Source organism: Mycobacterium sp. ELW1 (assembly GCF_008329905.1).
GTDB lineage: Bacteria > Actinomycetota > Actinomycetes > Mycobacteriales > Mycobacteriaceae > Mycobacterium.
Genome location: NZ_CP032155.1, coordinates 6,235,466 through 6,245,979, shown reverse-complemented (window position 1 = coordinate 6,245,979; position 10,514 = coordinate 6,235,466). Strand labels below are relative to the sequence as shown.

The following is a 10,514-nucleotide window of genomic DNA, read 5'->3' as shown; positions in this document are numbered from 1 at the left end:
TGCTCGCCTCCGGAGCATATCGGCGCAGGGTCGCGGGTCGGCAGTAATCCCCGCAATGATGTCGTGTGGACCGTCGGCCGACCTGTTCCCCCGCTTGGTGATTGCGCGCCGTCTCGATCTGAAACGGCTTTGGCAGAAGCTAACAGTTTTCGAGGCGAGTGCCAACCGTTCTGCAACATTCGGATCACGACGAGATAACGGCCCTACGCGTGAACGGTGACAGCTCTGGCAGTAGTGGACCGGTGCGGTGATCAACGGCACGACAAGGCGGTTTGACCAGGGGAAGTGAGGTCAGTACCCTCGAACAGTCGCCCATACGTCGGCGATACGGCTGCGACCGATTCGGGACCGCGCCGGTTAGAGCGAGACCAGAGCTTACCAACGGCAGTCGCGTTCGTCCGGGTACACACGCAAGCGTGTGCTCCGGACAGCGACCGCCAAACGACGAGGAGATATAGCCGTGGCCAAGGGCAAGCGGACCTTCCAGCCGAACAACCGGCGCCGGGCGCGGGTTCATGGCTTCCGTCTGCGCATGCGGACGCGCGCCGGGCGCGCCATCGTGTCGGGCCGGCGCCGCAAGGGTCGTCAGTCACTGACTGCCTGATCCACGGGATCACGCGGCGTGCTCCCGGCTCAGTACCGGATGACACGGTCTGCGGAGTTCGGCGCCACCATCAAGCACGGGGTGCGAGCGGCGCAGCCTGATCTCGTCGTGCACGCACGACGGATGATCGACAGCGCTGACGGCCCACGAATCGGCTTGGTCGTCTCGAAGTCGGTCGGCAACGCGGTGCAGCGACACCAGGTGTCTCGCCGTCTGCGTCATATCGCCCGATCTGTTCTCCCGGACCTGACCGCGGACGAGCGCATCGTGATCCGCGCGTTGCCCGGTAGCCGTGACGCGATCTCGGCCCGCCTCGAACAGCAGCTGCGAACGAGCATCCGACGGACCCACTCGTTGATGGAGAAGGCGCAGTGAGCCATCTCCCGGCTCGCGTCGTGATCTTCCTCGTCGAGCTCTACCGACACACCATCTCGCCACTGCGACTGCCGACATGCCGGTTCACGCCGACCTGCAGTCAGTACGCCGTGGACGCGCTGACCGAGTACGGATTGATTCGCGGTGGTTGGCTGACCGTGATCCGGCTCGGGAAGTGTGGTCCGTGGCATCGGGGAGGATGGGATCCAATACCCGAGCGGCGCCCGCAGGCGCCCGGGTCCGAGTGCAACGAACGCAGGAGCACGCATGTTTAATTGGTTCAGCCTGGACGTCATCTACTACCCGGTGTCCGGGATCATGTGGCTCTGGTACAAGCTGTTCGCCGCCATCCTTGGACCCACGAACTTCTTCGCCTGGGCGCTGTCGGTGATGTTCCTGGTCTTCAGCCTTCGCGCTCTGCTCTACAAGCCGTTCGTCCGGCAGATCCGCACCACCCGGCAGATGCAGGAACTGCAGCCCCAGATCAAGGCTCTGCAGAAGAAGTACGGCAAGGACCGTCAGCGGATGGCGCTGGAGATGCAGAAGCTTCAGCGCGAACATGGGTTCAATCCCATCCTCGGCTGTCTGCCGATGCTGGCGCAGATCCCGGTGTTCCTCGGTCTCTATCACGTGTTGCGTTCCTTCAACCGGACGCAGCACGGGTTCGGTCAGCTCGGAATGTCGGTGGAAGAGAACCGCGCCACCGGCAACTACTTCTTCAGCGCCACCGACGTCGGGCACTTCCTCGACGCGAATTTGTTCGGTGCCCCCTTGAGCGCGAGCATGACGCAGAGTTCCGGTCTCGAGGCGTTCAAGAACTTCGACTTCAGCCGGCCCGCGGTGATCGGGGTCGGTATTCCGCTGATGCTGCTGGCGGGTATCGCGACGTACTTCAACAGCCGGGCGTCGGTCGCGCGCCAGAGTCCGGAAGCGGCAGCCAACCCGCAGACCGCGATGATGAACAAGCTCGCGCTGTACGTCTTCCCGCTCGGTGTGGTCGTCGGTGGTCCGTTCCTCCCGATCGCGATCATCATCTACTGGGTGTCCAACAACATCTGGACCTTCGGTCAGCAGCACTACGTGTTCGGCCGGATTGAGAAGGAAGAAGAAGCCAAGAAGGAAGAGGCGCTGGCCCGCCGAGCCGCCAACGCTCCGGCGCCGGGCGTCAAGCCGACCAAGCCGAAGAAGGGTGCGCCCGCCGCGCCCGCCGCGCCCGCCGCGACCAACGGTGCCGCGGTCGAGGCGACCGATGAGGCCGCCGGCGACGCGGAGATCGAGACCGACGCCGAGTCGGCGAAGGCTGCCGACGACGGGTCGGTCAGCCGCACACCGCGCCCCGGAGCGCGGCCCAAGAAACGTAAGCGTTGACCGGAGATCGCTCCGGCGAAAGAGGGAGAGACACATGGCGGATGCCGACACCACTGAAGTGACCGAGTCTGACGTCGCGGTCGACAACGACCTTGACCAGAGCTCGGACAAGCCCGAAGTGAAGGGCGAGGACCTCGAGGAGCGCCTCGTCGCCGAAGGCGAGATCGCCGGCGACTACTTGGAGGAGCTTCTGGACCTCCTGGACTTCGACGGCGACATCGACCTCGACGTCGAGGGCAACCGGGCGATCGTCAGCATCGACGGCGGCGAAGACCTCTCGAAGCTCGTCGGCCGCAAGGGAGAGATCCTCGATGCCTTGCAAGAGCTGACCCGACTGGCCGTCCACCAGAAGACGGGGGAGCGCAGCCGGTTGATGCTCGACATCGCGAACTGGCGCCGCCGCCGCCGCGAAGAGCTCAGCGCACTGGGCGACAAGGTTGCCCGCCGCGTATTGGAGTCCGGCGATCGTGAGGAACTGGCCCCCATGACACCGTTCGAGCGGAAGATCGTGCACGACGCGGTTGCCGCCGTGGACGGCGTGCACAGCGAGAGCGAAGGTGTGGAGCCGTCGCGTCGCGTTGTTGTCCTGAAGGGCTGAAGTTACATCGGTGTAGTTCGTGACCCGGACGCCGCTATGACCGGAGGATGTTTCACGTGAAACATGGCACTGCGCCCCCGCCTCCGTCGGCGGCCGAGGTCGTCTTCGGCGACCGGGTACAGCTCGCTCAGCGCTACGCCGATCTGCTCGCGGGTCCCGGCGTCGAGCGCGGGTTGATCGGTCCGCGCGAAGTCGACCGGCTATGGGAACGTCATATTCTCAACAGTGTCGCGGTGGCTGAACTCATCGAGCCGGACGCACGGGTGCTCGACATCGGGAGTGGCGGCGGGCTGCCGGGGCTGCCGATCGCGATCGCTCGCCCCGATGTTCGGGTGACGCTGATCGAACCAATGTTGCGCAGGACCGAATTCCTCGAGGAGTCGGTGGCGGCACTGGGCTTGCCGATCGAGATCATCCGCGGCCGGGCAGAGGAGCCGGGTGTCCGCACTCGCGCCGGCGGGGCGGATGTGGTGGTGTCTCGTGCGGTGGCCTCGCTCGACAAGCTGACGCGGTGGAGCCTCCCGCTGTTGCGGCCGGGTGGCCGCATGTTGGCCATGAAGGGCGAACGGGCCGAGGAGGAAGTCGTCGAAGGGCGGCGCGGGATGGCGTCGTTGGGCGCAACCGATGTGAGGGTGGTGAGATGTGGCGAGAGCTATTCGGATCCTCCCGCGACCGTGGTGATCGCGGTGCGGGGGGAGCGGGCGCCAGGCGGGAAGAAGAAGTCCGCGCGAACATCGGAGAAAAGGGGATCATGACTGTCCCATCGAACCCGGATCCGTCCGGGACCGCGGGCACCGATGTTTCACGTGAAACATGGAATCCGCCGGACGACTTCGAGACCCCGATCGGTGCCGCAGCGCAACGCGCGATGCAGGTCCTCCACACCACTGCCGGACAGCTGCCACGCCCCGGCCGGCGCCGCGTCTTCACCGTCGCCAATCAGAAGGGCGGAGTCGGGAAGACCACGACCGCGGTGAACCTGGCGGCCGCCCTCGCGGTCCAAGGGTTGAAGACCTTGGTGGTCGACCTCGATCCTCAGGGCAATGCCAGCACCGCGCTCGGCATCGCCGATCGTCAATCGGGCACCCCGTCGTCCTACGAAGTACTGCTGGGAGAGATCCCGCTACAGGCCGCCATCCGGCAGAGCCCGCACAGCCCACGCTTGTTCTGTGTGCCGGCGACGATCGACCTCGCCGGCGCGGAGATCGAACTCGTCAGCATGGTGGCGCGCGAGAATCGGCTCCGCAACGCGCTGGCCGCGCTCGACGAGTCGGACTTCGACTACGTCTTCATCGACTGCCCGCCCTCGCTCGGGCTGCTCACCATCAACGCGCTCGTCGCGGCGCCTGAGGTGTTGATCCCGATCCAGTGCGAGTACTACGCCCTGGAGGGTGTCTCGCAGTTGATGAGAAACATCGAAATGGTCAGGGCACACCTCAACCCACAACTGACCGTGTCGACCGTCATCCTCACGATGCATGACGGACGTACCAAATTGGCCGACCAAGTCGCCTCCGAGGTGCGCAACTATTTCGGCGACAAGGTGCTCACCACCGTGATTCCACGAAGCGTCAAAGTGTCGGAAGCACCCGGATACAGCATGACGATCATCGATTACGATCCCGGCTCGCGAGGTGCCATGAGCTATCTCGACGCAAGCAAAGAGCTCGCGCAGCGGGCTACCCGGGCATAAGAGGAGGCGCACATGTCATCGAAGAGCAAGGGCGGCCTCGGCCGTGGCCTCGCGTCGCTCATCCCGACCGGACCGGCCGACGGCGGTCCCCGCCTCGGTGCGGCGGCCGCCGATGTGGTGATCGGCGGCGGTGCCCCGGTAGACGTCGACAGTGTCGGTGCGGTCTACCGCGAGATCGATCCCTCGGCCATCGAACCGAATCCGCGCCAGCCCCGCCAGGTCTTCGATGAGGAGGCGCTGGCCGAACTGGTGCACTCGATCCGCGAGTTCGGTCTCATGCAGCCGATCGTGGTGCGGGCCGTTCCGGATGCCGCGCCGGGAGCACCGGTGCGCTACCAGCTGGTGATGGGGGAGCGGCGCTGGCGCGCAGCGCAGGAGGCCGGACTGGCGACGATCCCGTCCATCGTCAGGGAGACTGCCGAAGACAATCTCCTCCGCGATGCACTACTGGAGAACATCCACCGCGCCCAGCTCAACCCTCTGGAAGAGGCGGCGGCCTACCAACAGCTGCTCGACGAGTTCGACGTCACCCATGACGAACTCGCCGCCCGCATCGGCCGTTCGCGTCCGGTGATCTCGAACATGATCCGGCTGCTGCGCCTGCCGATCGCGGTCCAGCGCCGGGTGGCTGCCGGCGTGCTGTCGGCGGGGCACGCCCGTGCGCTGCTCGCACTGGAGGCGGGCGCCGAGGCTCAGGAAGAGCTGGCCGCGCGGATCGTGGCCGAGGGATTGTCGGTGCGAGCGACCGAGGAAGCCGTCACCCTGGCCAACCGGTCCGACGCCAAGACGCCACCCGCGCCGCGGCGCAAGCCGATCCAGATGCCCGGGCTCCAGGATGTCGCCGAACGGCTGTCGAGCACGTTCGACACCCGGGTGACAGTGAGCCTGGGCAAGCGCAAGGGCAAGATCGTGGTCGAGTTCGGCTCGGTGGACGATTTGCAGCGCATTGTGGACATGATGAACCGGCCCGCGGGCTGAATTTCCAGGTACGACGACACCAGCCAGTTCCGTCACAGTGACGCCAACCCCGGTCCGCGTTCGCTGCCGAGTGTATCCACCGAGGAATCACACAGTGCGCCAACGAATTCCGCTTCCAGCGAGCGCAGGCTTCGGTAGCTGCGCCATCACTGGCACGTCCCCGGCCGCCTCTCCTATCCTGGAGGGGCTGTTGCGCACATCCGCACCGCAAGAAAGCCGGGGAGGTTAGTGTCCGTCCGTATCACGCCGCTTCGGCTCGAGGGATTCGAGCAACTACCCAAGCACGCGCGCCGATGTGTGTTCTGGGAAGTCGATCCCGCAACGCTCGGCGGTGACTACCTTCCGGATCCCGAGTTCGAGAAGGAAGCGTGGCTGTCGATGGTCATGCTGGAGTGGGGGTCGTGTGGTCAGGTGGCCAGCACGACGCCGACGGATGGATCGGCATCGGGCGACGAGCAGCCGTGCCTCGGCTATGTGCTGTATGCGCCGCCCCGGGCGGTCCCGCGCGCGCAACTCTTCCCGACCGGACCGGTCAGCGCTGACGCTGTTCTGCTGACATCGATCGGGATCGAGTCCGGTCAGACCGACGGACTGCCACACGCCTTGATCAGCCAGGTGGTCAACGAATTGGTTCGACGCGGCGTCCGAGCTCTCGAGGCGTTCGGCCGGACCGCCGACGCCAGTGACCTACTCGATCCCGATTCCGTCGACCCCGAGTTGCGGCCGGCCATCGAAGTCCTGGGGGACTGCTCCTTCGACCAGTGCATGATCAGCGCCGACTTGCTGCTCGACGCCGGCTTCACGGTCGTCGCGCCGCATCGGTACTTCCCGCGGCTGCGGCTCGAACTGGACAAGGGGTTGGGCTGGAAAGCCGAAGTCGAGGCCGCGCTGGAGCGGCTGCTGGAAAGTGCACAGCTGCAGCAGCCGGTCGGCGCCGGCGCGGAGGTTCGCGGCTAGCTAGAAAGCGGGCCGGGCCTGTTCGACCGACAGCTCATGGGCGAGCAGCTCGGCGAACGTGAAAGTACCGGTGGGACGGTCGTTCTTGCCCAACAGGTAAAGCCGTTTGACGGCGGCCAGGATGCCCTCGGCGATCGCATCGCGCGCGTGGCTGGTCACCAGCATCGACCGATCCCGCGGGTTGGTGATGTAGCCGACGTCGACCTGGACCGTAGGCATCCGGGTGAGACGCAGCAGATCCCAGGTCCGGCCGTGGGTCCGGCAGTCACGTAATCCGGTGCGCGCCACAACTTCTCGTTGAATGAAGTCGGCCAGGTTGCGACCGATCGTCGACACCGAGCCGTGCGAGCTGCCGAAGTAGAACGACGCCACGCCGTTGGCCGACGGGCTGGGCTGGGTCTCACAGCGCAGGCTGATCATCAGATCGGCGCCGACGGTGTTCGCGGTGGCGGCCCGTTCGGCGTCCACCGGGCTGTGGTTGAACGGCCGGGACAGGAAGGTCTCCATGCCGATCGCGGTCATCCGGCCTTCGAGCCGACTTGCCAAGTCCCACAGGATGTCTGCTTCGCTGATCGGCCCGTCCGGTCCCTGGGTGATCAGGCCGTGGTCGGAACCGCCGCGGCCCGGATCGATGATGATCCGCTTGCCGGACAGCCGGGGCCCCGAGCGGCGGACCTGCTCCTCCTCGCGGATGGCGTGCAGCGAGCCGCCCGTGACGCGCGACCCCAGAAAGTCCAAGGAGCGCAACGTTTCCGGGCCGCAGATGCCGTCGGCCGACAAGCCGTACTCGCGCTGATAGGACATCAGCCCGTTGTGGGTCTGCAAGCCGAAGTAGCCGTCCACCAAGGCGGTGTAGAAGCCGAGCTCCTGCAGTTTGGCCTGCAGCGTCGCGACGTCGTCGCCGTACATCGGGGCGCCGAACTGGTGCAGCAGGGTGCGGGCCCCGAGCCGGTAGGAGGCTTCCTTCAGTGCGCGGTAGGTGGCCTCGCCGACGATCCCGTCGACCAGGAGACCGCGGCGCTGCTGAAACGCCCGCACCGCGTGGTCGAGGTCGGCGTCGAACACGTCGACCGCCACCCGCTTGCCGGTGGTGAGGTCCGCGTCGGGACTGTCGACCAAGCCGAGCGCGGAGAGCGCTTCGCGGATCTCGACGACGGCGTTGCTGCGGTCACCGCGGCGCAACACGTCATCACGACCGCTCCGGTGCGAGGAGGCATCGCCCCCAGCACCGTGGCGAAGACTCGACATACAGGGCCCTTCGATCGCCGTTGTCAGCTCAGTATCGCCAGGGCTGACGATTGCACACAGGCTAGGGAGCATTCTCTCAGAACCTCACCGCATTCCGGAAAACGGCAGGCGAGGCCGCCGGTAACGGAATCGTCTCAGGCATGCGGCGATAAGGCCGCCCCAGCCTCAGACCGGGGGAGGAGCAAGAAGTTGGTCCGCCTGGGTCAGACGACGTCGGCGATCTCCCGCAGCAGCGCCGCCTTGCCCTTGGCGCCCACGATCCGCTTCACCGGCTGCCCGTCCTTGAACAGGATCAGGGTCGGGATCGAGACCACCTGGAAGTCGCGGGCCGTCGCCGGGTTGGCGTCGACATCGAGCTTGGCCACCGTCAGCGCGCCGGCCTTCTCGGTGGCGATCTCCTCGAGGACGGGGGCGACCATCCGGCACGGACCGCACCAGGTGGCCCAAAAGTCAACCAGCACAGGGGTGTTGCTGGACAAGACGTCCTGGGAGAAGGAGTCGTCGGAGACCGTTACGGTCGCGCCGCCTTCGCTCATTGGTGTGCTCCAATCATCTCGGTGGTTGCAGTGTCGTCGGCATCGGCCAGCCAGCGTTCGGCGTCGATCGCAGCCGAACAGCCCATCCCGGCCGCGGTGATGGCCTGCCGGTAGGTGTGGTCGACGAGGTCGCCGGCGGCAAACACGCCGTCGATCGAGGTGGCGGTGGTGCGACCGCGCACCAGCACGTAGCCCTCGGGATCGAGCTCGACCGAGCCGCGTACCAGCTCAGAGCGGGGATCGTGGCCGATCGCGACGAACACACCGGTGACCGGCAAGGTGGACTCCTCGCCGGTGAGCACGTTGTGAACGCGCAGCCCGGAGACGGTGGTGTCACCTTCGACCGCGTCCACCGCGGTGTTGGTCAGGAACGTGATCTTGTCGTTCTCGCGGGCGCGCTCCAGCATGATCTTGGAGGCGCGGAACTCGTCGCGGCGGTGCACCAGGGTGACACTGCGCGCGAAGCGGGTCAGGAACGTCGCCTCTTCCATCGCGGAGTCACCGCCGCCGATGACGGCGATGTCCTGCTCCTTGAAGAAGAAGCCGTCGCAGGTGGCGCAGGCGCTGACGCCGCGGCCGAGCAGTTCCTGTTCCCCGGGGACGCCGAGGTAGCGGGCGGCGGCGCCCATCGCGAGGATGACCGACCGGGCCAGGTGGGTTTCGCCGTCGCCGGTCACCACCTTCTTGACGGGTCCGTCCAGGTCGACGGATTCGACGTCTTCCATCCGCAGGTCGGCGCCGAAGCGCAGGGCCTGCTCACGCATCTCATCCATCAGCTCCGGACCGGTGATACCGGAACGGAAGCCGGGAAAGTTCTCCACCTCGGTGGTGGTCATCAAGGCGCCGCCGAACGACGTGCCCTCGAAGACCAGGGGCTGCAGCTGTGCGCGGGCGGTGTAGATGGCCGCGGTGTAGCCGGCGGGGCCTGATCCGATGACGATGACGTCATGAACTGGGTTGGCGCTCATACCAGCCTTTCTGCGTCGGGTGCCGTTCTGGGGCACCTGGTCAAACAACAGGGTAGGCCGCGCTGTTCCCCGCCGTGCACTATGGGCGGCGCACAGTCGTGTCGGCGATCAGCCCGGTGTCGATCGAGCTGCAGGAGGCGGCGACGGCGACGCCCACGATCACGTCGGGCTGGTCGCCGGGTAGCACCAGCACGACGGCGGGCTTGCCGTCGACCTGCACCTGCTCGGCGCCCAGGACCTGCACCGATCCGGGATAGCCGAGCGCGCCTAGGCACGCGGCGCGCCGCTTGGGATCGGCGAGCGGGCCGAAGTCCGGGCCACGGGCGATCAGCGAGTTGAGCTCACGGCTGCTGATCGGCATCTTCGGGGTGACAGTGATCATGCTGGCACTGGTCAGGGTGCTGGCGGCGGGCCCGCCGGATTTCAGCTGCGACGCGATCCCGAGGCCGACCGCGGCGAGCACGGCCACCGCGCCGATGCCGGCGGCCACCAGCCGGCCGGTTCGCGCGGCCGGGCGCCGCGCGTGGGCTGCGGGGCCGTCAGACGCCGGGGTGACGGTGTGTGTGGGCTCCACGCGACCAGTGTGTCAGCTGCGTGCGCAGGCGCCGTCGGGGCGCAGCAGGCCCGTCAGCCGGGCTCGCCCCCGCGCGCATCGGCTCTTGACGGTGCCCTCGGCGACACCCAGGAGGACGGCCGCGTCGGCCACCGAGTAGCCGTGCATGTCGACGGCCAACAGGGCGGCCCGCTGGTCGGCCGGCAGGCGCATCAACGCGCGGCGCACCAGCAGCACGGTGTCGACCTCGGCGGTGCGGTCACCGACTCGGTGCTCGTCGACCAATGGGGCGGTGGCCGGTTGTGCCGCACCACGGCGCAACCGGTCCAGGCAGGCGTTGATCACGATGCGGTGCAGCCAGCTGCTGACCGCCGCGTCGTGGCGAAACGCGGGGGCACCGCGGTGGGCGGCCAGCATCGCGTCCTGGATGACGTCGGCGGCGTCCTCCGGATTGCGGGTTCTGCGGCGCGCCAGCTGGTACAGCCGGCGGTGGTGGCGGCCCAGCAGCTCCTCGAAGGCGTAGCGGTCACCGGCGACATGGGCGGCCAGCAGCTGGGCATCGCTGCGAACGACGGCCGGGCCGGGGAAGCTGAGCATGGCCGGACAGTAGGTTTCCCGCCGTCCGCGGGCACTTCA

The 10,514-nt window shown here is 67.1% G+C and carries 14 protein-coding genes; 9 read left to right on the top strand and 5 right to left on the bottom strand.

Translation table 11 applies throughout. The features are described from left to right. The first annotated feature begins 460 nt into the window (after positions 1–460). The 9 genes from rpmH to D3H54_RS29905 all read left to right on the top strand — a co-directional run bounded on the left by rpmH (position 461) and on the right by D3H54_RS29905 (position 6,573). On the top strand, positions 461–604 hold the full coding sequence (gene rpmH, locus D3H54_RS29945) for a 50S ribosomal protein L34 (protein ID WP_046365060.1): 144 nt from the start codon (positions 461–463) through the stop codon (positions 602–604). 18 nt (positions 605–622) lie between these two features. Continuing rightward, positions 623–979 (top strand): ribonuclease P protein component, encoded by a 357-nt coding sequence (rnpA, locus tag D3H54_RS29940; protein WP_149383255.1) that lies wholly within the window; start codon positions 623–625, stop codon positions 977–979. Further along, positions 976–1,254, top strand: a complete 279-nt coding sequence (gene yidD / locus D3H54_RS29935; protein ID WP_083117721.1) for a membrane protein insertion efficiency factor YidD — start codon at positions 976–978, stop codon at positions 1,252–1,254. Before rnpA ends, yidD begins: the two co-directional genes overlap by 4 nt. Next, positions 1,247–2,347, top strand: a complete 1,101-nt coding sequence (yidC, locus tag D3H54_RS29930; RefSeq protein WP_149383254.1) for a membrane protein insertase YidC — start codon at positions 1,247–1,249, stop codon at positions 2,345–2,347. Before yidD ends, yidC begins: the two co-directional genes overlap by 8 nt. A 34-nt stretch (positions 2,348–2,381) precedes the next feature. After that, on the top strand, positions 2,382–2,945 hold the full coding sequence (locus D3H54_RS29925) for a Jag family protein (protein WP_149383253.1): 564 nt from the start codon (positions 2,382–2,384) through the stop codon (positions 2,943–2,945). A 47-nt stretch (positions 2,946–2,992) separates the two neighbouring features. After that, complete coding sequence (gene rsmG, locus D3H54_RS29920; protein ID WP_149383252.1) at positions 2,993–3,700, top strand: 16S rRNA (guanine(527)-N(7))-methyltransferase RsmG; 708 nt, start codon at positions 2,993–2,995, stop codon at positions 3,698–3,700. Then, positions 3,697–4,638 carry a ParA family protein gene (locus D3H54_RS29915; protein ID WP_149383251.1) on the top strand — a complete coding sequence of 314 codons (942 nt, stop codon included), beginning with the start codon at positions 3,697–3,699 and terminating at the stop codon, positions 4,636–4,638. The genes rsmG and D3H54_RS29915 overlap by 4 nt, the downstream gene beginning before the upstream one ends. Before the next feature lie 12 nt (positions 4,639–4,650). Then, on the top strand, positions 4,651–5,616 hold the full coding sequence (locus D3H54_RS29910; RefSeq protein ID WP_149383250.1) for a ParB/RepB/Spo0J family partition protein: 966 nt from the start codon (positions 4,651–4,653) through the stop codon (positions 5,614–5,616). Positions 5,617–5,844: 228 nt separating this feature from the next. Continuing rightward, entirely contained in the window at positions 5,845–6,573 is a 729-nt protein-coding gene (locus D3H54_RS29905; protein WP_149383249.1) for an acetyltransferase, read from the top strand. Here D3H54_RS29905 and D3H54_RS29900 read toward each other — a convergent pair whose 3' ends face one another. From D3H54_RS29900 to sigM, 5 genes are all read right to left on the bottom strand, one after another. Continuing rightward, positions 6,574–7,821, bottom strand: a complete 1,248-nt coding sequence (locus D3H54_RS29900; RefSeq protein WP_168215009.1) for an N-acetylmuramoyl-L-alanine amidase — start codon at positions 7,819–7,821, stop codon at positions 6,574–6,576. Between the two features lie 203 nt (positions 7,822–8,024). Then, positions 8,025–8,357: a thioredoxin gene (gene trxA / locus D3H54_RS29895; protein ID WP_036342267.1), complete on the bottom strand. Its 333-nt coding sequence runs from the start codon at positions 8,355–8,357 to the stop codon at positions 8,025–8,027. Next, positions 8,354–9,325, bottom strand: coding sequence for a thioredoxin-disulfide reductase (trxB, locus tag D3H54_RS29890; protein ID WP_149383248.1), 972 nt, complete (start codon positions 9,323–9,325; stop codon positions 8,354–8,356). Before trxB ends, trxA begins: the two co-directional genes overlap by 4 nt. Before the next feature lie 79 nt (positions 9,326–9,404). Further along, positions 9,405–9,899 carry an RsmA family anti-sigma factor gene (locus tag D3H54_RS29885; protein WP_149383247.1) on the bottom strand — a complete coding sequence of 165 codons (495 nt, stop codon included), beginning with the start codon at positions 9,897–9,899 and terminating at the stop codon, positions 9,405–9,407. A gap of 12 nt (positions 9,900–9,911) precedes the next feature. Continuing rightward, on the bottom strand, positions 9,912–10,475 hold the full coding sequence (sigM, locus tag D3H54_RS29880; RefSeq protein WP_149383246.1) for an RNA polymerase sigma factor SigM: 564 nt from the start codon (positions 10,473–10,475) through the stop codon (positions 9,912–9,914). Positions 10,476–10,514 lie beyond the last annotated feature (39 nt).